At 63.4% G+C, this 26,563-nt stretch carries 22 protein-coding genes; 9 read left to right on the forward strand and 13 right to left on the reverse strand.

Annotation, left to right across the window (positions count from 1 at the left end; all coding sequences use genetic code 11):
- Positions 1-3: 3 nt before the first annotated feature.
- The 6 genes from E4T66_RS18930 to E4T66_RS18955 form a co-directional block, all read right to left on the reverse strand.
- The gene (locus tag E4T66_RS18930; protein WP_136851225.1) at positions 4-507 is read right to left on the reverse strand and encodes a CinA family protein; all 504 of its coding nucleotides are present in this window, start codon (positions 505-507) and stop codon (positions 4-6) included.
- A complete protein-coding gene (locus E4T66_RS18935) occupies positions 504-1,556 on the reverse strand; it encodes a Glu/Leu/Phe/Val dehydrogenase dimerization domain-containing protein (RefSeq protein ID WP_136851227.1) in 1,053 nt (350 codons plus the stop codon). The genes E4T66_RS18930 and E4T66_RS18935 overlap by 4 nt, the downstream gene beginning before the upstream one ends.
- A gap of 72 nt (positions 1,557-1,628) precedes the next feature.
- On the reverse strand, positions 1,629-2,762 hold the full coding sequence (locus E4T66_RS18940) for a HupE/UreJ family protein (protein WP_136851230.1): 1,134 nt from the start codon (positions 2,760-2,762) through the stop codon (positions 1,629-1,631).
- On the reverse strand, positions 2,762-3,880 hold the full coding sequence (locus E4T66_RS18945; RefSeq protein ID WP_136851232.1) for a tetratricopeptide repeat protein: 1,119 nt from the start codon (positions 3,878-3,880) through the stop codon (positions 2,762-2,764). The genes E4T66_RS18940 and E4T66_RS18945 overlap by 1 nt, the downstream gene beginning before the upstream one ends.
- 51 nt (positions 3,881-3,931) lie before the next feature.
- On the reverse strand, positions 3,932-4,183 hold the full coding sequence (locus E4T66_RS18950; RefSeq protein WP_136851234.1) for a hypothetical protein: 252 nt from the start codon (positions 4,181-4,183) through the stop codon (positions 3,932-3,934).
- A 3-nt stretch (positions 4,184-4,186) separates the two neighbouring features.
- On the reverse strand, positions 4,187-5,719 hold the full coding sequence (locus tag E4T66_RS18955) for a DUF4331 domain-containing protein (RefSeq protein ID WP_136851236.1): 1,533 nt from the start codon (positions 5,717-5,719) through the stop codon (positions 4,187-4,189).
- Between the two features lie 148 nt (positions 5,720-5,867).
- Here E4T66_RS18955 and E4T66_RS18960 point away from each other — a divergent pair, with 148 nt between their 5' ends.
- Positions 5,868-7,061: an acetyl-CoA C-acyltransferase gene (locus tag E4T66_RS18960; protein ID WP_441347706.1), complete on the forward strand. Its 1,194-nt coding sequence runs from the start codon at positions 5,868-5,870 to the stop codon at positions 7,059-7,061.
- Positions 7,058-8,035, forward strand: a complete 978-nt coding sequence (locus E4T66_RS18965) for an SMP-30/gluconolactonase/LRE family protein (protein ID WP_136851240.1) — start codon at positions 7,058-7,060, stop codon at positions 8,033-8,035. Before E4T66_RS18960 ends, E4T66_RS18965 begins: the two co-directional genes overlap by 4 nt.
- Positions 8,036-8,111: 76 nt before the next feature.
- Here the strand turns inward: E4T66_RS18965 and E4T66_RS18970 are convergent, their stop codons facing one another.
- From E4T66_RS18970 to E4T66_RS18980, 3 genes are all read right to left on the reverse strand, one after another.
- The gene (locus tag E4T66_RS18970; protein WP_136851242.1) at positions 8,112-10,193 is read right to left on the reverse strand and encodes a S46 family peptidase; all 2,082 of its coding nucleotides are present in this window, start codon (positions 10,191-10,193) and stop codon (positions 8,112-8,114) included.
- 320 nt (positions 10,194-10,513) lie between these two features.
- Positions 10,514-10,795, reverse strand: coding sequence for an acyl-CoA-binding protein (locus E4T66_RS18975; protein WP_136851244.1), 282 nt, complete (start codon positions 10,793-10,795; stop codon positions 10,514-10,516).
- A gap of 40 nt (positions 10,796-10,835) precedes the next feature.
- Positions 10,836-11,306 carry an SRPBCC family protein gene (locus E4T66_RS18980; RefSeq protein ID WP_136851247.1) on the reverse strand — a complete coding sequence of 157 codons (471 nt, stop codon included), beginning with the start codon at positions 11,304-11,306 and terminating at the stop codon, positions 10,836-10,838.
- 167 nt (positions 11,307-11,473) lie between these two features.
- Between E4T66_RS18980 and E4T66_RS18985 the strand changes: the two genes are divergently transcribed.
- Positions 11,474-12,658: an EAL domain-containing protein gene (locus E4T66_RS18985; protein WP_169577722.1), complete on the forward strand. Its 1,185-nt coding sequence runs from the start codon at positions 11,474-11,476 to the stop codon at positions 12,656-12,658.
- Positions 12,659-12,761: 103 nt separating this feature from the next.
- Here the strand turns inward: E4T66_RS18985 and E4T66_RS18990 are convergent, their stop codons facing one another.
- On the reverse strand, positions 12,762-13,010 hold the full coding sequence (locus tag E4T66_RS18990) for a hypothetical protein (protein WP_136851251.1): 249 nt from the start codon (positions 13,008-13,010) through the stop codon (positions 12,762-12,764).
- Between the two features lie 231 nt (positions 13,011-13,241).
- Positions 13,242-14,114 (reverse strand): alpha/beta fold hydrolase, encoded by an 873-nt coding sequence (locus E4T66_RS18995; RefSeq protein ID WP_136851253.1) that lies wholly within the window; start codon positions 14,112-14,114, stop codon positions 13,242-13,244.
- 167 nt (positions 14,115-14,281) lie between these two features.
- Here E4T66_RS18995 and E4T66_RS19000 point away from each other — a divergent pair, with 167 nt between their 5' ends.
- A complete protein-coding gene (locus tag E4T66_RS19000) occupies positions 14,282-14,818 on the forward strand; it encodes a thioesterase family protein (RefSeq protein WP_136851256.1) in 537 nt (178 codons plus the stop codon).
- 8 nt (positions 14,819-14,826) lie between these two features.
- Here the strand turns inward: E4T66_RS19000 and E4T66_RS19005 are convergent, their stop codons facing one another.
- Positions 14,827-15,630 (reverse strand): crotonase/enoyl-CoA hydratase family protein, encoded by an 804-nt coding sequence (locus tag E4T66_RS19005; RefSeq protein ID WP_136851258.1) that lies wholly within the window; start codon positions 15,628-15,630, stop codon positions 14,827-14,829.
- A gap of 155 nt (positions 15,631-15,785) precedes the next feature.
- Between E4T66_RS19005 and E4T66_RS19010 the strand changes: the two genes are divergently transcribed.
- From E4T66_RS19010 to E4T66_RS19030, 5 genes are all read left to right on the forward strand, one after another.
- Positions 15,786-17,831 (forward strand): NADPH-dependent 2,4-dienoyl-CoA reductase, encoded by a 2,046-nt coding sequence (locus tag E4T66_RS19010; protein ID WP_136851260.1) that lies wholly within the window; start codon positions 15,786-15,788, stop codon positions 17,829-17,831.
- A 90-nt stretch (positions 17,832-17,921) separates the two neighbouring features.
- The gene (locus tag E4T66_RS19015; protein ID WP_136851262.1) at positions 17,922-18,554 is read left to right on the forward strand and encodes a glutathione S-transferase family protein; all 633 of its coding nucleotides are present in this window, start codon (positions 17,922-17,924) and stop codon (positions 18,552-18,554) included.
- A 141-nt stretch (positions 18,555-18,695) separates the two neighbouring features.
- Positions 18,696-20,417 carry a serine hydrolase domain-containing protein gene (locus E4T66_RS19020; protein ID WP_136851264.1) on the forward strand — a complete coding sequence of 574 codons (1,722 nt, stop codon included), beginning with the start codon at positions 18,696-18,698 and terminating at the stop codon, positions 20,415-20,417.
- A 169-nt stretch (positions 20,418-20,586) separates the two neighbouring features.
- The gene (locus tag E4T66_RS19025) at positions 20,587-21,246 is read left to right on the forward strand and encodes a Slp family lipoprotein (protein WP_136851266.1); all 660 of its coding nucleotides are present in this window, start codon (positions 20,587-20,589) and stop codon (positions 21,244-21,246) included.
- A 196-nt stretch (positions 21,247-21,442) separates the two neighbouring features.
- Complete coding sequence (locus E4T66_RS19030; protein ID WP_136851268.1) at positions 21,443-24,514, forward strand: PKD domain-containing protein; 3,072 nt, start codon at positions 21,443-21,445, stop codon at positions 24,512-24,514.
- A gap of 81 nt (positions 24,515-24,595) precedes the next feature.
- Here the strand turns inward: E4T66_RS19030 and E4T66_RS19035 are convergent, their stop codons facing one another.
- The gene (locus E4T66_RS19035) at positions 24,596-26,413 is read right to left on the reverse strand and encodes an acyl-CoA dehydrogenase C-terminal domain-containing protein (protein ID WP_136851270.1); all 1,818 of its coding nucleotides are present in this window, start codon (positions 26,411-26,413) and stop codon (positions 24,596-24,598) included.
- Between the last annotated feature and the right edge of the window lie 150 nt (positions 26,414-26,563).

The raw sequence follows: 26,563 nt of genomic DNA on the forward strand, positions 1-26,563 counted from the left end.
AGCTCAGGATGATTCGCCGTCTCCGTTCAGACGCTGCAGCAATCCACCCAGCGCCGCAGCGACACTCTGTGCGCGGATCGCCGCTCGATCCCCGTCAAACGCAAACTGCTGCGCGACAGTGCGGCCGCCACGCTCAGCCCAGGCAATCCAGACCGTCCCGACTGGCTTGTCCTCCGAACCACCACCCGGGCCGGCGATGCCGGTCACCGCGATTGCCCAGTGCACCGGTGCGCGGACCAGGACCCCCCCGGCCATCGCCAGCGCAGTGGCCTGACTGACCGCGCCATGGATGGCGATGACTGCCTCCGGCACGCCCAGCAGATCCTGCTTGGCCGCATTCGAATACGTCACATAGCCGCGGTCGAACCACATCGATGAACCTGCACGATCGGTCAATGCCGCGGCGATCATTCCACCAGTGCAGGATTCAGCGACCGCCAGAGTCTGCCCGTGTTGCTCCAGCTGAAGCGCGATCGGTTCCACCAGCGCGTCGGTAAGGGCACTCATTGCGGACGAAACCGCGCTTCGGCCATGCGATCTGCGATCTCTCCGGTTGGCCGGTTCTCAGCGTCAGCGGTCGAGAAGATCTCGCTCAAGGTGGTGCCGATACGTCGCAGATGCGCATCGACCGCAGCAGGATCGTAATCCGGCCCTTCGTAGTAGATATCGATGATGCCGCCGGCATTGATGCAGTAATCCGGCGCATAGAGAATGCCGCGCTCGCGCAGCGCGTGATCGTGTCGCGGCAACGCGAGCTGATTGTTCGCCGCGCCGGCGACGACGCGCGCCCTGATCGCTGGGATCGTCGCATCGTCGAGCACGGCGCCGAGCGCGCACGGCGCGTAAACGTCGACATCCAGAAGTGCGATCTGGTCCATCGCCACGGCGGTGGCACCGAACTCGTTCACACACCGCTCGACGGCCGGCAGGTACAGGTCGGTCACCCACAGCTGCGCGCCCGCCTCGTGCAGATGCCGGCACAGCCGATAACCGACATTGCCCAGCCCCTGCACCGCAACGCGCAGACCCTTCAGGTCGTCACGCCCGAACTGGTGGCGTACCGCCGCCTGGATTCCGATGAAAACGCCCAGCGCCGTTGCCGGCGATGGATCGCCGGTGCGTCCGGCCGCCTGCGCCGCCGCATCGGCCAGCCCGCCCACATGCCGGGTGACTTCGGCCATGACGCGCATGTCGGCGACGCTGGTTCCGGAATCCTCGGCGACCACATAGGCGCCGTTGAGCCGCTCGATCGCGCGCGCCATCGCCCGGATCAACTCGGGCGTCTTGTCCTTGCGCGGATCACCGATGATGACGCTCTTGCCGCCCCCCTGCGGCAACCCGGCCAGCGCCGCCTTGTAGGTCATGCCGCGCGACAGTCGCAGCACATCCGTCAGCGCTTCATCCTCACTCCGGTACGGCCACATGCGGCAGCCACCGAGCCCGGCGCCGAGATGCGTGCTGTGCACGGCAATGATTCCACGCAGACCGCTGGCTGCGTCATGGCAATAGCTCACGGTCTCGTGGTGGTCGAATTCCGGATGCTCGAACAAAGGCATGAACGCGGTCCGCTGGGCTGAGCGGCCATTGTAGCGAGCACGCTCCCGCTGCGGACCGCCACGGCTCGACCGCTACGCCGCTCCGGTTGCCCGCTGCACCATCCATACACAGGCGACGGCTGCCACCGCAATTGATCCGAGGGTAAATATCCCGTCCCGATAGAACCGCGTCGCACGCAGACGGAACATGATCGGGACCAGCGACACGACAATGCTCAGCTGCCCCAGCTCGACCCCGAGATTGAAGGCCAGCAATGCCAGCACGCGCCCGGACTGTGGCAGGCCGAGTTCGCCCAGCACACCGGCAAAACCGAAACCGTGAATCAGCCCGAAGGCGAAGGCCAGCATCCAGCGGCCGTTGCCGATCAGTGCGGTGAGATTGTTCAGCGCGGCCAGCAGCACCGACGCAGCGATCGCCAGCTCAACCCACCGCCCCGGAAGATTCACCCATTCCAGCGCCGCCAGCGACAAGGTGATCGAATGCGCCACGGTAAAGGCCGATACCACCATCGCCACCTCTCGCAACGCGGGGGCCAGACGCTCGACCGCAATCCAGTGCCCCTGCTGCCGGCGCCAGACCGCGGGCAGCAACAGTGCGATCAGGAACAGGATGTGGTCGTAGCCGATCCAGATGTGCCACACACCTTCGTACAGAAAATCAACGAAGCTGCGCCACCGCGACGGTGTTTCCAGCATGACGTCCAGACTCGGATGCTGCGGCGACAGCACTGCGGCATGGACCGCGTCGCCTGCATGCAGCACGACGATGCCACGGTGCGTCGGATCCGGATCGAACAGCAACGCATAGTCGAGACGCAATGCAGTCACCGTGACCGAACACTGCGCGCGGAGACCAAACCAGGCGTAGCGTCCATCCAGTCGGTCGTTGATCTGCAGATCGGTCACCTCGAGGTCACAGACCTGCCCGCCAGCGGTCACGCTGAGTGCAGCAAGCAGTCGCCTGGCCAGCGCCGGCTGCGCCGCGCGAAGTTCGCCCCAGCTCAGCGCGTGGTCACCATCGCGGTCCAGCACGACCAGTGACGCCAGATCACGCAGGGCGATTTCCCAATGCCCTTCAACATGGTCCGCCTGGACTGACAGGTCCAGAAATGCATCGCTCGGCCGGTGCGCATCGGCGGGGCCTGCGATGCAGGCCAGAATCAGCGCGGCCAGCGACTTAATCCAGCTGAATCTCCGGAACAGCATCAGCCTGGCCTGCGCGCAGGCAGGCGGGCGTCCACCACGCCGTTGCGATCTGCCCACTGCCACGCGGCCGTTTCAACATCCGCGCGCGCCGCGGCGATCGCGGCCTCCAGCAGGATGCGCAGATCCCAGGGCTCACGCTGGATCTCCCAGTTGCGCTGCGCAAGAGCCAACGCGGCCTGCGGATCGCGCCCGGTGTCGAGACGGTAGCGCGCCTCCTCGCGCAGATGCGGAACATCACCACGCCGATGCGCAGCGGCAAAGCCGTCCATGATCAAGGCATCCAGCTGGGCAAAGCGCGCATCGCCGGCCTGATGGAACGCCAGAGCCAGGCGCAGCCGCAATGCATCCACCGGGGTCTCCGCAGGAATCATCTCGATCACCGCCTGCGGATCTCCCCGATCCAGCAACCGATCAGCCTGTGCGGCCTGCAGGCCGAGATCGTTCGGATGCCGGGACAATGCATCCGCCGCCTGCGCGATCGCCGACTCGACATCGCCGGCGCGCACACTCATCTCCAGCTGCTCGGCAGCGAACCAGGCGTCGATGGCCTGGGGCTGCCGCACACGCTGCTGCGCGAGCCGGTCCATCCGCACCCGCGCCGCACTCAAGCCGCCTGACAGCGCCTGCACCGATGCCGAACACAACTCCGCGACAAACGGCGTGCCCAGGCCTTCCAGCTTCGCGCAGGCGTCCGCCGCGGGTTCGAACTCGCCCCGCACGCGCAGGACGGTGGCCCGGGTCAGCCACGCCTGGGCATGATCCGGGCGGCGGCGCAGCAATCGATCGAGATCGGCCAGCGCCGCGTCGAACGCGTGTTGCGACTGCTGCAGCGTCGCACGTATCAGCAGAATGTCGTCCGGCGCATCCTCGATGCGCCACCACGGCCCCAACACTGCCTGCGCATGCCCCAGCTCGCGGGGATCTCCGCTGGCGCGGAATCGTTCGATCAGAATGCGGGCAACCTCCGCCGCCGTCGCCGGCGGCAGGGCCCGGTCGGTTCCGCCCGGCACGCGGGGAACCGACGCCGGAAGTGACGCCAGAATCATGGCGTCGTCCTGCGGTCGGTACGGTGCCGCGGCGACCACCGCCGCATTCAGTATCGACGCGACGCCGAGCAACAAAAACCCCCGCGCACGGCGGGGGTACCTGGAACGGTTACTCGGCATGCTTTAGCGCGACACCGGCAGCGGATCGGTGGTGTCGTCGGTGTCGTTGAACGCAAATGCCCCGTCGTTGATCGGAAACGGCTCGGCGTCCTCAGGACTCGACTGCGCCAGTCCCGCAACAGCCGCAGTCGTCGAGGATGACGGAGGCGGCGTATTGCCGCCTCCGGAACCGTTGTCGTCATTGCCGCAGGCCGACAGCAGCAACACGCAAACCGATACCGCCGCAGCGCTGATCCAGCTCTTTGGTTCCGGCATGACCTAGCTCCGGCTGGCGACAGGCTGCGTGCTCGGCGAGCCGGGCAGCGGATTGTTCAAGTACGGAAATGCCGTCAGATAGTCGTCCGGATTCGGCCGCGCGCCGTCGGTGTACTTGAGCTGGCGTGAGGCCGCGGAATCCGGATCGACGTCCGCAGGAATCAGCACACCCATCGCTGCGCGCAGCGCAATGTCCACGACATCGTCGATCGGTCGACGTCCATTGGGGAACCCGGCCAGGTCCCCGGCGAGCACACCGAGATCCTGCTGATTCTCCACCGTCGTCGGTGCGATCGAGGTATTCAGACGCAGCATCTCCGAGGGCACTGAGTTGGAATCATCAGTCTTGGTCAAGCCGTCGACGCCGGTCAGAAACACCGCGATCAGGTCCGTACGCGGAAAAACGTCCGGCGCCTTCACTCCCGCGCCGCCGAACAGGATTTCGAGCAGCTCCGGCAGTGTCGGATTGAACACGTAGTCTGCAAAGCGTGCAGCGTCATCCTTGGGTTCGGTCGCATTGAACAGATCCTTGTCGGGCAGACCGATCACCACTTCGTTGACCAGCGGCGAGCCCAGACGCGACACCTGGGTCCAGGCGCCGCCCTCGAGCACTGCGCCAGTATTGGTGGCAGGGGCATCCTGCGTTCGACGCTGCGGCATCGGATTGACGACACGCGCCTGACGCAGACTGGCCGTAGTCCACCCACCGATAATCGGACTGTTATCATCCCGCGTCAGACAGCTGATCGGCACCTCCAGCGCCAGCGAGGTGACGTTCTTGTCGGCAATGGTGTTCTGCTCGGCACTGCGCGCCACTTCACCGCCCCCCAGTTCCTCGACCGGGGCTGCGATGTTGACCAGATCGAAGGTCTCCCCCAGGTTCACGACAAAACCTTCGCGCCGCTGACCGACGAACACGCGCGCATCACCGCAGTTCGGAATCGAGACGGTGTGCACAAAGCTGGATGCGTAGGCGGGATAGTCGGCAATCGACTTGTTGCCGATGTTGTCGATGGGCTTGGACAGACTGCGCGTACCGTCCATCTTGTCGCTGACCGGCATTCGCATGCCGGTACGGCGGTCGCCGTAGACCACATCGACGGTGTAGCTCTCGAGCACGTTCTGCGCCGAATTGTCCGCTGCGCTGATGACGCCGATATTGGCCAGCGGCACCGGGACCAGCTTGTCACCCGCCATCACGGCGAGCCCGCGTGTGACCGTGTTGAAGCGAAACTGGAAGGTGACGTCCTCGACACCATCGCCGCTGTTGTCGATCAGAATCTCGTACAGCGCGTTCGGATCCAGCGAGAAGTAATTCGGACCACCGTAGGCATCCTGCAGCGGCAGATAGTTGGCGATCAGGGTCACCGTATCGGACTTGCCGCTTTCGTAACTGCGAAACATGTAGAAATCGGTGCCATCGACTTTCGGCGCCGTGGTGATGAATGGGGCTTCACGATGACTCGACGCGTGCGCAAGGCCGGCGCTAAGCGCAAGGACCAACGCGGTTGACACACTCAAACTGAGTTGTTGCATGAATCTCTCCCCGCGGCCACGCCGCTTTTCACTGGCTGAGTCGGGGTATACGGACGAATTCGCTCATTGGATTCAGCAAACCAGTCCAATGGCTGGGCCAAGGCAATTCGAACCCAGTTAGAATCGAAATTCCCGTTCATCCTCAGGAATGCCCATGTCCACAAACGATCCGATCGTCGTTACCGCCGCCACCCGCACGCCGATGGGCGGCATGCTCGGAATGCTGTCGCCTCTTTCCGGCGCACAGCTGGGCGCATTCGCGATCAAGGCTGCGATCGAGCGCAGTGGCCTGGCAGCTGATGCCGTCGACGAAGCGATCATGGGCTGCTGCCTTCCGGCTGGACAGGGTCAGGCTCCGGCGCGGCAGGCGGTACGCGGCGCCGGACTCGCTGACGCCACGGGCGCCACCACGATCAACAAAATGTGCGGCTCCGGCCTCAAGGCGGTGATGCTGGCACACGATCTGATCAAGGCCGGCAGTGCTGGCATTGTCGTCGCCGGCGGCATGGAGAGCATGACCAATGCGCCGTATCTGATGCTCAAGGGCCGCTCGGGATATCGGTACGGCCACAGTGAGCTGCTCGACCACCTGGCGCTGGACGGGTTGGAGGACGCCTACGAGAAGCGCACCCCGATGGGGGTATTCGCCGAACGCACCGCCGAGCAGTTCGGCTTCAGCCGAGAGCAGCAGGACGAATTTGCGATCGCATCGCTGGCGCGCGCAAAGCGGGCCAATGAGGACGGCAGTTTCGCGTTCGAGATGGCGCCGGTGGAGATCGCCGGTCGCGATGGCGTCGAGCGCATCGAACGCGACGAACAGCCGTTCAAGGGCCGGCCGGACAAGATTCCCACGCTCAAGCCCGCGTTCAAAAAGGACGGCACCATTACTGCGGCGAATGCCAGCTCGATCTCTGACGGTGGCGCTGCACTGACGGTCATGTCGGCGTCGCGCGCTGACAAGCTGGGCGCGCGGCCGCTCGCACGCATCGTCGCGCATGCGACCCACGCGCGCCTGCCCGCAGAGTTTTCCATCGCGCCGGTCTACGCGATCAGCGACGTCCTCGCCAAAGCCGGCTGGAGCGTCGGCGATGTGGATCTGTGGGAGATCAACGAAGCCTTCGCCGTTGTCACGATGGCGGCGATGAAAGAACACGGCCTGGCGCATGACACCGTCAACATCCATGGCGGCGCCTGCGCGCTGGGCCACCCGATCGGCGCCAGCGGCGCACGCATCGCTGCGACGCTGCTGGGCGCGCTGAAGAAAACCGGCGGCAAACGCGGCATTGCGAGCCTGTGCATCGGCGGCGGCGAAGCCGTCGCAGTCGCATTCGAGATGCTGTGATCCATCCCAGGGGGCCGAAACTCGCCGCGCTGGCAGCGCTTGCGCTGCTGACCGCGGCGTGCGGCCCGGAGCAGCACGACCATGCGGGCGCCGCAGCGGTTGATCCCGCCACGCTGTGTGTCAGCAGCGACTGCGGCAGCGTGGTCGAACAGCTGACCATTCCGGACGCCGAAAACATCCTGTTCAGTGACGATGGTCGCCTGTTCGTCTCGGGCGGCCTGAACGTTTACGAGATCACCCGCGATGACGGCGGCCTTGTCGCGAATGCGCTGTATCAGGGCAGCTGCAATTTCACCGGCCTGGCCATCATCGGCGACGTGCTCTACGCCAATTGTTTCGACGGCCGCTTGTACGCGGCACGCCTGACTGCCGCTCCGGCATTGCAGCCGATCCATGCACTGGGGCTGGCCGCACCCAACGGTCTGGTCGCCGGGCCGGACCATGACCTGTATCTGGTCAACGGCCCGCTCGCGACAACGGCGTTGCCCGATCCGAAAATCGTACGGCTCACGCTCGACCCGGCCGATCCGTTCACCGTACAGGAGCAGACAGACTGGTTCAGTGCCGGCCTGCTTGGCCCCAACGGACTGCAGCGGAGCGGACGTACCCTGTATGTGAGCAATACCGGCCTGGGTGGCCTCGGCGAAATTCGGACCGTCACGATCAACGCCGACAATACTGCCGGTGCCTCGACCCAGCTCGCGAGCTTCCTCAGCGTGCCCGACGACTTCAGTCTGATCGACAACTACATCCTCAGCAGCTGGTATCTGAGCGGCCAGATCGCCTTGATCGATCCACAGGGTTCAGTCATCGCCAATACCGACATCGGCAGCTTCAGCTTTCCATCCCAGGTGCGCGTGGGCCGGCCACCGCTTTTCCCGCCCGAGGATCTGCTGATCACCGAAAAAGGCCTGATCGGAGATACCGGATCGTCGATCGGCAACGTCCTGTCGGTGTTCCGCCGCAACGGTTGAGTCAACTACGGGTTAGCGTGCAGGCAATCGCGGGCCGCGCGCTCCCATCGCCCAGCGCTTCCCAATGCCTCCGGGATCAGTCGTGCGTCATTTCCTGGACGAGACTTTCGGCGTGATACACCTTCGTCAGCACTTCGGCGATGGCCGCACTGTGCACGGCGACGCTGCGACTCCGCGCCTCATCGAACCAGAACTTTCCACTCAGCGAATGGATGTTGCCGTCGAATGCCAGACCAACCACTTCGGCTTCGCGATTGATCACCGGACCACTGGTGTTGTCTCCGAAGACATCGTTGGTCGTGACGAAATTGAATCGCGTATCCAGGTCGAGCGTGGTTCTGGCTGCCAGCCAGCCATCCGGCAAACGAAACGGGTCGAACCCGGTCGCGCGGTCGAAAATCTCTTTCAACGTGGTGAAAGGCTCCACCGCCTGCCCCTTCTCGATCCAGCCGCGCACCTCTCCGTAGGACAGGCGCAATGTAGACGTCGCATCCGGATATGCCGAGGTCCCGAACTGCGCGAGACGCAGTTGCTCGATGGTTGCCGCGTTGTGGGCTTCAACTGCCTCGACCTCCGACTCGTAGCGTGAACGCAGATCACGCGAGATCGTATCGACCGCGCGCGCCAGCTGGATGAATGGATCCTTCGACTTCGCTATGGCTTCAACGCCTTCGGCCCAGAGGCGCTGTCGCACGGCGACCTCGCCCAGCTGCGTGCCGTCGACCAGATGCTCCGACACCACTTCGGGCGACTCACGCGCCAGCACCAGCTTGACCACCGGATCGTCAGCGCCGAGTTGCGTGCGCATGGTGTCCAGCGACCACGCCAGCTTGGTTTTCTCGTAGTCCGGATAGATCGGCGTAGTGCTGAACAGGATCTGCTGCAAGCGCGGCAGCGACGCGTCCTGATATTCCGGCAACCGCTCTGCGTTCGGCTTCGCGCGCTCCTCGGCCGCGCGAACCAGATGACGCGCGATCGTGAAATAGCGGGAATACAGCCCGCGCCGGCCTTCCAGCAGCCGGTACGGCGCCTCAATCTCACGGTAACGCCGCTGCGCGTTCGCAATCGCAATCCAGGGATCGTTGTCCGCGGTTCCTTTGTAGGCTGAGCGGAGCGCCTCTTCCTGCGCGCGTTTCTGTTCCAGCAGCGCCGGATCGAGCAAGGCATCCAGCTCGCCGCGAAACTCCTTCAGATGACTTTCGGCATGGGCCAGATCGGCCTGCGCCTGCCGTGCTGCCTCGGCACTGCCGCGGCTGTACTGCCACAACAGCCCGCGCTGCTCGGAGTAATACGCGAGATACTCGGTCAGATCGACGTCGCGCATGCGCAGCAGCTGGGCCACCGTCAGCTGGCGCTCGCCATCTCCGGGGTGACCCGTGATCATCGTCAGCTCGCCCGGCTGCGCGCCGGCCGGATTCAGCTTGAGGTGGTGAGCAACCGACGCTGGTTTTCCGTTCTCATAGGCGCGCAGAAGCCCTATGTCGAAGGTGTAGCGCGGGAAATTGAAATGATCGGGGTCGCCACCAAAGAAGCCGGCGCGGTATTCGGGCGAAAACACCAGACGCACGTCCCGGAGCCGGTAATAGCGGTACAGGGCATAGCGTCCGCCGTTATACAACTCGACCACGTCGCAATGGACCGTCGCAGACTCCGCTCCGACGCAAGTCGATTCAAGATCGGCAATTTGCGTATTGCGCGCTTCGACAAACGCCCGCCCTTCCAGTCCCTCAGTGGCGGCATTGATGCTCGCAGTGACGTCGGTGATGGCATCCAGCCGATTGACCTCTGCCGATGGACAGGCCAGTTCCTGATCCCGCTTGTGCGCGACAAAGCCGTTATTGACGACATCGCGCTTGCCTCCTGAAAGCTCCCGCGCGCAGTCGAGTACGCAGTGCGCGTTGGTCAACACCAGGCCATCGGCGGACACAAACGCGCCAGAGCAGCCGCTGGCCAGCCGCACCGTGGACTGCATCACGCGTTCGGTCCACCCCGCGTCCGGCTCAAATCCGTACTTCGCTTTGATCTGCGCAACTGGCAGATTGTCCAGGGTCCATAGCCCTTCCGCGGCCCGCGCAGTGGTGCCAAACCCGCAGATCCATACGAGCGTGCCCAACACCAGCGGTGCGTACCAGCCCGCGGGCTGTTGATGAATCTGCATGATCACCCCCTGCATCCTGAGGTCCGGAACCGTGCCCCAGTAACGGACAGCATACCGCGGCCAGCCCGAACACCATCGCTGCACCGTGCGTCACACGCGCCACCGCAGACTCACCAGTGTTCGCATGCGTCGGAAGTGAAGCAAGCTTTTACAGCATCCAGCAGTTGCGCCTGCAGGTCCGGCGACTGCTGCGGGCAATTCCCGTACTGATGGACTGAAAGCCCGGATCGGCGTCGAAGTGACCGTTACGCCGAAAAATATATCGTCAAGCGGGCTGTGTGCGCCCACTGAGACGCTGCCCTATCCCGCTTGCCCGGCATTCAGCCGTAGCGCTGTTCCACCGACTCAACCTCCGCGATGTAGCGCTGCATTGCCGCGTCCCGCGAGGTGCCCTTGAGCTTGGCCCAGGCGTCGTACTTGAATCGACCGATCACATCCAGCATGCCCGGCCGCTTGCCGCTGACATCGCCGTCGGTCGCCTGCCGGAACAGCGCGTACATCCGCAGCTTGTAGTCGGTATCCGGCTTGAATGCACCGTCTGCCGGTGCGGTACGGACTTTCTCGACCGCGGCCTGGAACCGCGTTTGCAGTGAATCAGTCATGACTTCGATACTCTTTAGCGTGAATGTCGTAGCGCTGCATTCAGCCGGTGCGCCCGCCCAGGGTCTCGCACAAACGGCTGATATAGGTGTCCACGCTACGGGTGAACTCCGCCGTGACGAACGGTTCAGCCACGGAACGCAGCAAGCGCGGAACCGGCACGTCCAGAGCCCCATGGGTGTGAAACGCGATGGCGGTACCCGCCGCAATCGGCGTCAGCGTCCACTGCCCCTGAATGCGACCGTTGCCGACCTTGGGCACTGGCGTCCAGACCACGCTGCGTTGCTGAGCATCCGGTTGATAGCGGCAGGCATACACCACCTGGTGCGAAATGCCCGCAGTACCCATCGGCTCCATTTCCCAACGGTACGCGTTGTCTCCGAGCTCGACCAGCTGCTTCAGCTTGGGGAAATGCCCGACCGACCGCGGGACATCCGCCAACAAGTCGAAAGCGTGCTCGGCGGGCACGCCCACCTGAAATTTCCGTCTCAGCTCGATTGCAATCTCGGCCATCGATTGGATCTCCTCACCTGGATTGACTTCGCCTGCTTCGCCATGGCCGCGCTACACTCAAGGCCTGCGTACTGGCAGGCGAAGAATTGCGTGTTCGCATTCCGGCGCGCATTGGCTGAACTGACACGCCACGCTGTTGACCGAAGCTTATGGATCGGGAGATGCGCATGACCGCCGGGTTGAATCGACGTCGTCTCACCGCGGGCGAGGTGCTGTTTCAGACCGGGGACAGCGGCCAGGAGGCCTATCTCATTGAGTCTGGCGCCATCGAAATCTTTCAGCAGCGCGACGGTAGCGAAATCTCGATCGCTCGCCTCGGTCGTGACGACCTCTTTGGCGAGATGGCATTGGTCGGCGACCACACGCGTACAGCCAGCGCGCGCGCCGACATACCCACCGAACTGCTGGTCATCACCCATGAACTGCTCAGCGATCAGATGCGCCGTGCCCCACCGGTGCTGCGCCATCTGCTGCGGGTCACAATGGCACGCAGCCGTGACTCGCTACGCCAGCTCGACGGCGGCCCGACTCGCACCGAGACGCCGACGCCTGAGTTCGAGCACATCGATCGCGATCTGGCGGTCCGTCGGCTGCGCACCGAACACAATCTGCGTGACGCGCTGCGTGACCAGGCGCTCGAATTGCATTACCAGCCCATTGTCGAGATCAACAGCACGCGCATTGCCGGCTTCGAAAGCCTGATCCGCTGGCGTAGCAACGACGGCCAGCTGATTCCGCCATCGGAATTCGTCGATGTCGCGGAGGATTCCGACCTGATCGTCGAAATCGGACACTGGATCATCGACACGGCCGCTGCGGCTTTGCAGCGCATGAATCAGCTGCCGCTGCCGGAGCGACCGTTCTGCTCGATCAACCTGTCGCCGCGACAATTCAGCGATCCACTGCTGTTTCCGGCCATCCGCGACGCGCTGCAGCGCTACCAGCTGGTTCCATCGCAACTGCGCCTGGAAATCACCGAGTCGATGGTACTGGGGGATATGGCCGCAACGCAGGCGCTGCTGCATCAGTGCCGCGCTCTGGGATGCCCACTGTTGGTGGACGACTTCGGCACCGGCTACAGCTCGCTGTCCTACTTGCACCAGCTGCCGGTCGATGCGATCAAGCTTGACCGCAGCTTCATTACCGAAATCACGGAAAACGCGCGCGCTACGGTGATCGTGCGAGCGCTCGCACTTCTTGCAACCGACCTGGGCATGTATACCGTGGTCGAAGGCATCGAATCGGAGGAGCAGGCGCAGATCTGTGGCGCCCAGGGCATCCGCTACGCACAGGGATATCACTTCGCGCGGCCGATGCCGCTGGATCAGGCGCTGGACAAACTGAGAACCTGAGTGTGTCTCCTACGCGCCGTGCACGAGGATCAATGCTGCGCTGGTCGTGGTTATCAGATCCGGAGCTTTCGCAACCGCCGATACGAAACCGGCCGTGCAGCAATCAGGAGCGCGAGGTTCCGGCACGCTGCGCGCCCAACATGCGCCAGCCCAGCGTGAACAATCCGACGCTGGCCGCCATTGCTGTAACCGCCGCCTCACGCACCCGGCTGCCGAGTGGCAAATGCATCAGCATCCACATCAGCACGCCGACCAGACCCAGCAATGCATAAACCGACTGCATCGGCAGTTGGCGGATTCGCTCGCCAATCGACAAATGCCGTGAATGCCGAGTGTCTGTCTGCTGTGCCATGACCCATCTCCTCGCTGCCCACTGTGCAACGGACGTATCGTTTGTCCGTTACTCAAGTTGACGGCAAAACAGGCTAGAGATGGTGTCCGCCGAAGCAGCGGAAAACGCCGTCTGTCGGGGCACTCCCGACAGCGGTAGGAATCGACCGATCAGCGGTCACCGCGCGCCTCGCGCTTCCCCCTTGACCCTGCCTCTGCGCTCCGCACACTCACCGGTGCGTGCGCGCTCGGCTCACGGCTTGCGCCGTGACCGGGACGTCGTCGTCGCAGCGGCCGTCGGTCCTGAGGCACCGCGCACTTCATCAAGGAAGCTTTCGATCCGAGGCCACAGACGCTCCGGACGCAGACGCAGTTCGACAATCGAACGGGCATTGAGCAAGCGCGCATTCGGCATCTGCTGTGCCAGCGCTGCGGCGTCGCGATTGTGGTGCAGCTTGTCGCGTGCGTGACCGATGATCAGAGCAGGCATCTGCAAGGCACGGCGCGCCGCCACGGGCGGTGCGATGGGCCCGACCAGTACGCCATGCAGAATCGCGGTGATGGTCTTTGGATTGTTCGACAGAGCGTTCATCAGACTCGCCAGTGGAGCCAACGCCGGACGCGGGCGCCGCGACAGCCAGCGCGCGAACGGCGTGTACGCCACGCGGCCGTAGCGGGTCATCAGCAGGATCGGCCCCAGAATCACCGCCGCCCACGGCGCGGACCACTCCATCACCGGCATCTCCAGATACAGACCAAGGATGCGATCCGGCGCCTGCGTCGCCGCAGTCAGCGCCGTGATACAGCCGAGCGAGACACCGCCCACCAGCGCACGCTCCCACCCCAGATGATCCATCAGCGCCAGCATCTGCTGTGCATAGAAATCAACCCGATGCTCCTTGGGATCCGTGCATTTGTCGCTGCGGCCATGGCCGAGCAGATCCAGCAGTGCCACCTGATAGCCGGCGGCGGCGAAGCGCGCGGCCAGATCCCGGTTCAGCAGCGAATCGAACAACACACCGTGCATCAGCACGCAGGGAACACCCGAATCACCGTAAACCTCATACGCCAGCTTGTGGCCGGCGACCTTGAAACTGCCGCTGCGAACGGAAACCGGTGTCGTCACGAGCGCCTCCTGTCAGGATCGATGGCCCAGCATAGCGCCGCAGGTCACGCATCTCCGCACTCCAAGCGAAGCTTGACAGGCGTCAGGCCTTGCTGTCCGCGCAGCCAATGTCTGCACACGGCGTGACGCCTAGGCTGCTCTCCACTTGCTCTGGGGAGATGCATTGAATGATCGCGTTCTGGCGTAGCGCATGGATCTGGCTGACCTATCGCCGTCGCGGTCGGCTGGATCTGTTCGAGCACAGCCGCCTGCGTCTGCGGGTGTGGCCGGGCGATCTGGACCTCAACTTCCACATGAACAACGGCCGCTACTTCACGATCGCCGACCTTGGCCGTCTCGACTGGGGTCTGCGCAGCAACGTCTGGCGCAGCGCCCTTCGACGTGGCTGGCGCCCGATGGCCGGCGACTCCAACGCGCGCTACAGCCGCTCGCTGCAGCCGTTCGAACGCTACACCCTGAATTCGACCTTGCTGGGCTGGGATGACAAATGGTTCTTTTGCGAGCACCGCTATGAAAGCCGCGGCCGTGTCTGCGCCACTGTCCTGGTGCGCTACTTATTCGTCAGCAAGCGCGGCAAGGTACCCACCCGCAAAGTACTGGAACTCGCGGGCCACGACTACGCATCACCCGCGTTGCCTGAGTATCTAGAACGCTGGCATCAGGCGCAGGATCTGCTGTCTGCCGAACTCAAGGCCGGCAGCTGATGGCTGAATCAGCCGACTGTACGGGCACTGAACTTCGGTGCGCGCTTCTGCCGGTTAGCCGCCACCGCCTCGCGATGATTGCGCCCCATCATCAAACGCAATTGCAAGGCGCTTTCGATGCGGAAGGCGCGACGCACCCCTGCGGTCCAGCTGCGCTGGAACAGCGCCTTGGTGTAGGCCACAGAATCCGGCGAACGCGTGGCGATTTCTCGCGCCAGCGCTTCGGCGCGTTGCAGCGGTGTCTCGCTGACTTCACTCATCAGCCCCCAGGCTTGCGCCTGAACGCCACTGAATCGCTCGCCAGTCATGGTCAGACGCATCGCCAGATCCATCGGAATCAGTTCACGCAGCGTCACGGAGCCGGACATATCCGGAACCAGGCCCCACTTCGCCTCCATGATGGAGCAGTCGGCATCGGGAGCGACGATGCGCATGTCGGCCGCCAGTGCGATCTGCATGCCACCGCCGTAGCAGATGCCGTGCACGACGGCGATCACGGGCACCGGCAGTTCACGCCAGCACCAGCACGCTTCCTGGTACAGGTTGGTCTTCTTGACGCCCCATTTGAAGAAGCTGCGCATCATGCGCCCGCGCTGGGTCATTACCGACGCGAAATCCAGACCCGCACAGAAACCGCGACCGGCCCCCTGAAGGATCACCGCTCGGACCGACCGATCACGACGAATCTGGCGCGCCGCAGCAACCAGCGCGTCGAACATTGCGAAGTCCAGACCGTTAAGCTTGTCCGGACGGTTCATCGTCACGGTGGCAATACCGTCCTGAACGTCCACGATCACACGTGGCGATTCCATGCGCTGCTTCTCCCATTGATCCGTGCGCCGATTGTGGCGCAGCACGCTGCATGCGGCACCGGAAATTTCTCTTACCCGACACGCCATGCGTGCGCCGTTATCATCCCTGCGCGCCAGAATCCTGGCCGCACACACCAGCCCTGATGGAGACCGATGTGGCCAGCCCTTACCCGCATTTACTGCAGCCGCTTGACCTGGGTTTCACCACGCTGAAGAACCGCGTGCTGATGGGCTCGATGCACACCGGCCTCGAAGATCGCGAAAAGAACTTCCCGCGCCTGTCGCGCTACTTTGCCGAACGCGCTCGCGGCGGCGTGGGTCTGATGGTCACCGGAGGTTTCGCACCAAACATCGAAGGCTGGCTATTCCCGTTCGCATCCAAGCTGACCAGTCACTCGGCAGCGCGCTCGCACCGCCAGATCACCGACGCAGTCCATGCGGAGGGCGGCAAGATCGCACTGCAGATCCTGCATGCAGGGCGTTACGGCTACACCCCGCTTTCGGTCTCTGCATCGAAGGTGAAATCACCGATCACGCCGTTCTCTCCGCGCGCATTGTCCAGCGCCGGCATCGAACGCCAGATCAAGTCGTTTGTCCGTTGTGCGGCACTGGCGCGCGAAGCCGGCTACGACGGCGTCGAGATCATGGGATCCGAGGGTTACTTCATCAACCAGTTCCTGGTCACGCACGTCAATAAGCGCACGGACCGCTGGGGCGGCAGCTTCGAGAATCGCATGCGCCTACCGGTCGAGATCGTGACCCGCGCACGCGAAGCCGTCGGCAAGGACTTCATCATCGTCTATCGACTGTCGATGCTGGATCTGATTCCAGACGGTCAGACCTGGGATGAAACCGTCACGCTGGCCAAATCGATCGAGAAGGCCGGCGCCACCATCATCAACACCGGTGTGGGTTGGCACGAGGCGCGAATTCCGACCATCGCCACGTCCGTGCCGCGCGCAGCGTTTGCCTGGGTCACTCACAAGCTCAAGCAGGAAGTGAGCATCCCACTGTGCACCACGAACCGCTTCAACGACCCTGCGGTTGCCGAACAGGCACTGGCCGAGGGTGCCGCCGACATGATCTCGATGGCGCGACCGCTGCTGGCCGATCCGGATTTCGTCAACAAGGCGGCCTCCGGAAGACCCCAGAGCATTAATACCTGCATTGCCTGCAACCAGGCCTGCCTCGATCACACGTTCTCGGCCAAGACCGCGAGCTGCCTGGTGAATCCGCGCGCCTGTCACGAAACCGAACTAAATTACCTGCCGACGACACATCCCAAGAAAATTGCGGTCGTCGGCGCCGGTCCTGCCGGCCTTGCTGCAGCGACGACCCTGGCCAGCCGCGGTCACACGGTCGACCTGTTCGACGCAGCGCAGGAAATTGGCGGCCAGTTCAACATGGCCAAGCGCATTCCCGGCAAGGAAGAGTTCCACGAAACACTTCGCTACTTCCGCAACCAGATTGAAACGACCGGCGTCGCACTCAAGCTGGGCCACCGTGTCAGCGCCGACGAGCTGATTGCAGGCGGCTATGACGAAGTATTGCTGGCCACCGGCGTGGCACCGCGCAAGCTGTCGATTCCAGGACAGGCGGAACAAGAAGCCAGTGGCAAGGTACTGAGCTATATCGACGTCCTGTTGCATGACAAGCCCGTCGGCCAGCGCGTGGCGGTGATCGGCGCCGGCGGCATCGGCTTCGACATCGCCGAATTCCTGGTGCACTCCGGACACTCACCCACGCTGGACCTCAAGGCGTGGACTCGCGAATGGGGTGTGGTCGACCCGTCGGTCAGCCGCGGCGGCGTCGGAAAGCCCGAAATCACGCCACCGGCGCGGCAGGTCACCTTGCTGCAGCGCAAGGCCGAGAGCCTCGGCAAGCGTCTGGGCAAGACCACTGGCTGGATCCATCGCGCATCACTGAAGATGAAAAAGGTGGAGATGATTGGGGGGGTCAACTACGAAGCCATCGACGCGCGTGGCTTGCTGATCAGCCATGGCGACAAGCGCGAGAACGCGACGCTGCTGGAAGTCGACACCATCGTCATCTGCGCTGGCCAGGAGCCCTTGCGCACGCTGCAGGAGCCGCTGCTGAGTGCCGGCGTGTCGACTCACCTGATCGGTGGCGCCGATGTCGCGTCCGAGCTCGACGCCAAGCGCGCCATCAATCAGGCGTCACGACTGGCGGCGACGTTGTAATCGGCGCAGCCTACCCAACCGGGTCGGCCCCATCGACACGGCGCGGCGCAGAATCCAGATTAGCGATATGAATGACTCGAGGAGACCCGCATGAAACTCTATGACTACGGCGCCGCACCCAGTCCACGGCGCGTACGCATCTTTCTCGCCGAAAAGGGACTGGAGATCGAACGCATCGAGGTGGATCTGCGCACCGGTCAGCATCTGAAACCCGAGTTCCGCGCACTCAATCCGCGCGGCGTTGTGCCGGTTCTGCAGCTTGACGATGGCACCTGCATCGACGAGAGCATCGCAATCTGCCGCTACTTCGAGGAACTCCAGCCGGAACCGCCCCTGATGGGCACTGACGCCAAGAGCAAGGCGATGGTTGACTCCTGGGTACGCCATGCGGATTTCGATGGCTTTCTCGCGGTCGCCGACGCGTTTCGCAATTCGACGCCGGCATTCGCCAAGGCGGGACTGCCGGGCGCCGACGAGCCGGTGCCCGCCATCGAAGCCCTGGTGGATCGCGGCCACGCCAGCATCACACGCTACTTCAATCGTCTGAATCAGCGCTTGGCGGAATCGTCCTATCTGGCAGGTGACAGCTACACGGCGGCTGACATCAGTGCGCTATGCGTGGTCGATTTCGCCAAATGGGTCAAACGCACAGTGCCGGATACCCATACCGACCTGTTGCGCTGGTACGCCGAAGTGTCTGCACGTCCAAGCGCTTCAGCCTGACGCACAAAAGGGTGTCAGCGCTCCCCTGCCGCTGATCGGCTCGGCGCACAACCCTGTCACCGAGGCGGCAATTCAGTGCCAATGGCTCGTCAAAGCTGGCGTAGACTCGGAGAAGCCTCGCCTTTCTCCAAGGATGGACCCGTGCCCGGACAGAACCCTCTGCGTGAACTCGCCACCCTGCTGACATTGGGTGCCGCTCTGGTACTGGGCGGCTGCGGCGGCGGCGGTGGCGGAACCGAGCCGCCCGCCCCGCAGGTGCTTGCGTTCAACGCGACACCGCAGTCGATCAGCGCCGGCGCCAGTGCCACGCTGAGCTGGAGCACGAGCGACGCCACCAGCGTCAGCATCGATGGTGGTATCGGTGCGCGTGAAGCGAACGGCAGTGTCGTCATTGCACCTTCTTCGACCACGACCTATCACCTGATCGCTACGGGCCGCGGGGGCAACAGCACCGCGCAAACCACTGTCACCGTGGTTACGCCAACACCCACGCCGAGCCCGACACCCAGTCCGACCCCAACACCGACGCCGACGGCGGTTCCGACACCGACACCCACGCCAACACCGTCTCCGACACCCTCGCCAACCCCAACGCCGACGCCCACTCCGACATCTACACCGACACCGACGCCAACGCCGACACCCCCATCGGTATCGTTCACGATCGATGCCACAGCGATCCTCGCAGGGGAATCGACCAACCTGCGCTGGACCACGCAGAACGCAACTAGCGTCAGCATCGACAATGGCATCGGCGGTCAATCGCTCAACGGTTCGGTGTCCGTATCGCCGGCGGTATCAACCGACTACAAGATCACTGCCACAGGTGCAGGCGGCAGCATTAACGCCTCTGTCTCTCTGGCCGTGATCAGTTATGACTGGACCGCGCTGCAATCCACGCTGGACAGCTTTCTCAATAGCAACGGCGGCCCCGAAAGTGGCTATCGCTTCGCCGTCAATGTAGCCGGCCGCACAGTATTCCAGCGCGCCGCGGGAGACCTCGACAACAACACTGTGGTTGCACTTGCCTCAGCCACCAAGGCCGCCTCAGCCAGCGCCATTCTGAGTCTGGTCAATTCCGGTCTGATCGACCTCGACACGCCAGTATCCACCTACATCGGAAGTAGCGTGACCTGGCCAGCGGACAAGGCGACGATCACCACGCGCATGCTGCTGAACAATACGTCCGGCCTGCCGTTTGATTCGAGCTGCCTGAGCGACAACGCAACCACGCTCAGCGCCTGCGTTCAGGAAATCGCGAACCTCAGTCTGAATTTCACACCGGGCACCCGCTTCGGCTATAGCGGTGCTGGCTATCAGGTGCTCGGCCTGATCGCTGAAGTTGTCAGCGGACAAAACTGGAACACACTGTTCCAGACACGTATTGCCACACCGCTGGGCATGAATCTGTTCAGCTACGGGACCACGCAAAATCCCCGCATCGGCGGCGGCGCATACACCATTGCCCCGACCGACTACCTCAAGCTGCTGCAGCTATTCCTCGACGACGGGCGAGCCAACGGACACCAAGTGCTCAGCGCGAACCTGGCCAGCAGCGTACGCAGCAACCAGATTGCCGGACTGCCAAAATACTACTCGCCGACGCCCGCAGGCAGCGGCCTGAATGGCTACAGCTTCGGCTGGTGGATCTCCGATGCGGCAAACCACCCTGGCAGCATCGGCCCCGAATTGAGCGATCCGGGGCTATTCGGCAGCGTACCGTGGATGGATTTCGACCGCCGCTATGCCGCCATCCTGCTGATCAATGCGGACATGGATCGCGGCATCACGATCTGGAATGCCGCGCGCCCGAAGATCATTGAACAGATCAACACCCGCGGGCTGCCGTCCGAATCACCCTGAACCGCATCCACTACGGCCAGCGCCCCGTAACTGACTGTAGGATCATTAACAAGCCATTCATGTTGAATTCAGTATGAATGAAGCCTGTGCTGCCCCACTCCGATCAGAATGCGCCGGTTGAGACGATCGGATCTGAACTGAAATCGGCCGGCGAAGGTTGAGGAATACCATGTTGACACGACGACTACCCATCCTGCTGACAGGTCTGATCCTGTCAGCCTGCGCCACTCCCGAAGCGCTGCGCGGGGACTTTCCGGACACCACACCGGCTCAGATCTCGAGCCAGGCAACATCACCCGATGCTGGCAGCAAGGTACGCTGGGGCGGAACCATCCTGTCGATGGAAAATGCGGCAGACGGCAGCTGCTTTGAGATCCTCAGCCGTCCGCTCGACAGTAGCGGCAAGCCGAAGTCGACCGACGAGGAACTGGGTCGCTTCCTGACCTGCGCCAGCGATTTCAAGGACCCGGAGATTTACAAGCCGGGCCGCATCGTCACCGTGATCGGTACGGTGACCGGCACCGAGAAACGCAAGGTCGGTGAATTCGAGTACACCTATCCGAAACTCGCTGCGGAATACATCCATTTATGGAAGAAGGAAAGCGACACGCCGCGAACCTACATCGTTGATCCGTTCTGGCCGCCGTATGGGTTCTATCCGTACTACTACCGCGTCTACTACGTGAGCCCGCCTCCCGGCACCGATCCGCAAGCCCCGGTGGCGGCGCAGTCCGGTGCGGCGATCTCGCAACCGACCAAACGCCTGCAGATGCCCAGTGGCGGAGTAAACCTGCCGGCACGCCCATTGGGCGGACTGGGCGGGCGTTAAGAGAAACCTCGACTCCACTCGCGGCAGGATGTTCACAGCCGTCAGGATCCGCGCTGGATTCTGGCGGTTTTGTTTACTATTTATTAACATTTTGATTTTATAGGTAAATTTCCCGATTGCTCCACGGCAGCCAAGGCTGCACCATTCCCGGACTAAAGCGACGTGCCATTGGACCGTCGCAATCGAGGAATTGACCATGAGCATCAAGACCGTATCCCCCTGGGGACTTTTCATCGCATTGTCGGCATTACCCGCCGTCGTCTTCGCGGCCGACCCGTCCAGCGGCACCCTGTCACCGACGACGTCGGAACTGAGCTACACCTCCGGGCCGTTCATCGTTTCCAATCCGGTGGGGGTCACCGCCAACGGGGCGCCCGACTGCATTGATCCGGCCCTGCCGTGTGACGACTTCGCCCTGAACGTCGCGCTGCCCGACGACTACGATCAGACCAACCCAGGAGCCGTCATTCGTGTGGCGGTGGGCTGGGATGCACCGGCAGACGACTTCGACATCTTCTTGTACGACGGCGACTCGATCATTGCGCAGTCGGCCAGCAGCGCCAACCCGGAAGTCATGACCATCAGCGCCGGGGCCGGCGCGCGGGCACTGACGGTCCGCATCGTCCCCTACACGGTGACCGGCAGCAGCACCAGCACCTTGATCACGCTGGAGGCCGGCGCCGCTGACGGCGGAGCCTCGGCGCTCCCTCCTGAGGCCAGCGGCATCGCCCCACGCTTTGCCTACCACCAGTCTCCCAATGGATTGGCCGACGGCGCGGGCGAACCCACCATCGGCTTCAACCCGCTTACCGGTCGCGCGATGTTCATTGCCGCGCTGGAAACCGATCGCGTGACCTTTGCCGAGAATTCCGGCGAGCTGGACGCAGCCGGCAACCCGCTGCCCGACAGCTGCGACGCCACCTGGGAAGATGTGTCGTACCCGCTGGCGGTCAATACACTGGATCCGATCCTGGAAACCAACCAGGACAGCGGTCGTACGTTCTCGTCTCAGCTGACAGGCGCCAACAGTCTCTTTGCCTACACCGATGACGACGGCGAAACCTGGACACCTGGCCAGATTGGTCCGCCCAATGGCGGCGTTGATCACCAGACCGTCGGCACGGGGCCCTACTCCGAAGAGTTCGTCGGCCTGCGGAATCCGGACGGCTATGCGGTCTACTACTGCTCGCAGTCCACCGCGGTGGCGTTCTGCGCACGCAGCGACGATGGCGGCCAGACCTTCGGCCCCGGCGTACCGATTTTCGAACCCGCGCTGGACTGCGAAGGCGGCACCATCGGCGCGCTGCATGGGCACGTGCAGGTCGCCCCGGATGGAACCGTGTATGTCCCATTCGGCTCCTGCGGCGGCACGCAGGCCGTCACCGTTTCGAGCGACAGCGGCGTCACCTGGACCGTCCGACAGATTCCGCAATCCGAACCCGGCGATGACCCTGGCGTCGGCATCGCCGCCGACGGCACCGCATACTTCTGCTACATCAATGGCACCGGAAGTCCGCACGTCACGATTTCGCACGACAAGGGCGAGACCTGGGTCAACGACTATGACATCGGTGCCCGTGTCGGCATCAAGCACGCGGTATTCCCGACCGCCACCGCAGGGGACGCCGACCGCGCCGCCTGCGCCTTCATCGGCACCCGCGACGAGGGCAATCCGGAGTCGCTCGACTTCGAAGGCGTGTGGTATCCCTACGTGGCAACCACCTACGACAGCGGCCAGTCCTGGCACACGGTCAACGTGTCGCCCACCGATCCGGTGCAGGGCGCGGGTGGCATCTGCCTGTCCGGCACCACCTGCGGTTCCAACCGCAACCTGCTCGACTTCAACGACATCATCAAGGATGACCACGGCCGCGTGCTGTTCGGGTTTTCCGACGGATGCATCGGCGCCTGCATCCTGGATCCGAGCAAGAACTCGTTCACCGATGACGGCGTGATCGTCCGTCAGCAGGGCGGACGCAGTCTGTTTGCCGCCTTCGACCCCGTCGAACCCGCAGCGCCGGGTGGCGCCTGCCTGTCCGGCGAACGCACCGGCGCGTCGGTGTTGCTGAACTGGAGAGCGCCGGACGACGGCGGCAGCGCGATTACCGGCTATGACGTCTACCGCGGGACCACAGCCGGCGATGTCAGCACCCTGATCGGTTCGACGGCAGGCAAGGCCGCATTCGAGGATACGACCGCCGATCCCGCCGTTGAACATTACTTCTATCGGGTGGTCGCGAAGAACTCCAACGGCAGCGCAGCAGGCAATGTGCTGGATCTGCCGATTGGTGTGGCGCCGCTGCCGGAAACCAGCTGCGCTCTGCCCGGCATTACAGTGAGCGAAGGCGAGGCCGGCAACTGCAGCGCGGATGGCTGCACCCCACAGACCGATCTGATCAAGGTCAGCGTTGCCGAACTGTCGTCACTTCCAGATCAGCTGGTATTCGATGTCCAGGTCGACAGCCTCGATCCGGTTCCCCTGCCCGGCAATTACTGGTTGGTGCTGACCAGCACAGATGCCGGCGAGAACCTGTACCTGTCGATGGACACGTCAACCGGCACACCGGCCTACAGCTATGGCACCTATGTCGCGGGCACTGCCGGACTGCTGACATTCACCTATGTCGGCGATCTGCACGAAGCCAGCACCTACAACACCGACGGCCATATCTATCTGGTTGCAGACAAGACCCTGTTCGGCGATCTGCAACCCGGCGATGCGATATCTCCGATTGACGTGCGCACCCGCTCTGGTGCTGATGTCGTGCCAAGTCGCGACACCCTTGCAGTTGGCGACTACGTTGTCCGTGGCACTTCCGCCTGTATTGTCGGCAATGCACCGACCGCGCTGCTGGGCGCGGACAAGCAGAGCGGAAGCGCACCGCTGAGCGTCAATTTCACCGTCACCGGCGGCGTCAACGAACCGGGGCTGAGCCTGCAGAGCTACGCCCTCAGCTTCGGCGACGGCCAAACCAGCGAAGGCAACTTCGATGGCGCCGGCGCACTGACAATCGGTCATAGCTACAGCGACGACGGCGCGTATCCGGCACGACTGAGCGTGACCGACAGCGCAGGCAACACCAGCATCAACCGGGCCGAACGCGTGATCCAGGTGGGTCAGGCCACGGGCGGTGGTGATGACGGTGGCGGCGACAATGGTGGTGGCAACTCCGGCGGCAGGGACTCCAGCCGTTTCGGCGGCACTACTGCCCCCATGCTGCTGCTGCCGATGCTGCTGGTAGCACTGCTGCGACGGCAGCGGCGCTGAAGACCCGAGTTTCCTCAGCGACACAAACAACAAGGGCGCCGACCGGCGCCCTTGTTGTTTGGCCAATGGCCAGTGCGTCGCTTACTCGAAGATGAAACTGTCGATCGGCAGCTTGGTCAACGACTTGCTCGGCTTCAGCATTGAAGTCGCATGACCCTTGGTCCGCGGCAGGATGTGATCGAAGTAGAACCGCGCCGTGGCGATCTTGGCTTTGTAGAACTCCGGACTCTCGGCGCCGCCTTCGGCCAGACGCTTGCTGGCCACGGCAGCCTGCAGCGCCCAGAAGTACGCCATCGTCACGTAACCCGAGAACATCAGGAAGTGATGGCTAGCGGCGCTGACCTGCTCGCGGTCCTTGCGCGCGATCAGCATGATGCGCATCGTCAGCACGTTCCACTCTGCAGCCAGACCGGCCAGTGATGCCGCGTAGCGGCGCAGTTTGGGATCGGACATGTGCTCCATCGCAAACTTGGCGATCATGCCGGTGAACTCGCGCACGGCCTTGCCGCGGGTCATCACCAGCACCTTGCGGCCCAGCAGATCCAGCGCCTGGATGCCGGTGGTGCCTTCGTACAGGGTCGCAATGCGCGCGTCACGCGCGATCTGCTCCATGCCGTGTTCCTTGATGTAGCCGTGACCACCGAACACCTGGATGCCCTGGTTTGCCGCCTCCAGACCCATTTCCGTCAGAAAACCCTTCAGGATCGGGGTGAAGAAGCCGAGCTTATCGTCCCAGTACTTGTACTTCTTGGCGTCGCCTTCAGTGACGCCATTGGTCATGTGATCGGCGTACTGCGCGGCAAAATAGATCATCGCGCGGCCGCCCTCGGCGAAGGCCTTCTGCGTCAGCAGCATGCGACGCACGTCGGCGTGATGGATCAGCGCGTCCGCGACCTTGTCCGGCTCCTGCTTGCCACGCAGGGCGCGCATCGAGCGGCGATCCTTGGCATACGCCACGGCGCCCTGGAACGAGGCTTCGGCGTGGCACACCCCCTGGATCGCGGTGCCAATGCGCGCGGTGTTCATGAACGTGAACATCGCTTCGAGGCCCTTGTTGGGCTCCGCGATCATGATGCCTTCGGCGCCATCAAAGTTGATCACGCAGGTGGCCGACGCCTTGATGCCCATCTTGTGTTCGATGGCGCTGCAGACAACCTCGTTGCGCTCACCCAGGCTGCCGTCGGCGTTGACCCTGATCTTGGGCACGATGAACAGCGAGATGCCACGGGTTCCGGGCGGTGCGTCCGGCAGACGCGCCAGCACGATGTGCACGATATTCTCGGTCAGGTCGTGTTCGCCTGCCGAGATGAAGATCTTGGTGCCCGTAATCTTGTAGGTGCCGTCCGGCTGCGGTTCAGCCTTGGTCTTGACCTGACCCAGATCGGTGCCGCACTGCGGCTCGGTCAGGCACATCGTGCCGGACCAGCGCCCTTCGCACATCGGCGGCATGTAGATCGCCTTCTGCTCAGGTGTGGCGTGCTGCATCACCGTGTTCATCGCGCCCAGCGACAGGCCCGGATACATGCTGAACGACCAGTTGGCCGTCCCCATCATCTCGGCCTTGAGCAGGCCCAGCGACATCGGCATGCCCTGACCACCGTATTCGGTCGGATGCGACAGCCCCTGCCAGCCGCCTTCGACAAACTGGGCATAGGCTTCCTTGAAGCCCTTGGGCGTGCGTACTTCGCCGTTTTCCAGGTGACAGCCTTCCTCGTCGCCCGGCAGGTTCAGCGGTGCCAGTACTTCCTCGCACAGCTTGGCGCATTCCTCGATGATCGCGCTCACCGTATCCGGATCGGCATCCTTGCCGTTGGACAGCTCGGCATAGTGTCCGGGGTAGTCGAACACTTCGTTCAGCAGAAAACGCATATCGCGCAGCGGGGCCTTGTAAGCCGGCATGACGTCACCTCAGATCGGATCAAAAAACGCGCGGGAGTGTGATGGTAACCGTGAATTCCGACATTGGCCGTAGACAACGCGACGAGCGGCTGTGCGGTAAGTACCGCGCGGTGACGTCACCACAAATGCTGCAAACGGCGGCGCGCTGGG

It is taken from the genome of Sinimarinibacterium arenosum, assembly GCF_005047655.1.
In the GTDB taxonomy this organism is placed as follows: Bacteria; Pseudomonadota; Gammaproteobacteria; order Nevskiales; family Nevskiaceae; genus Solimonas.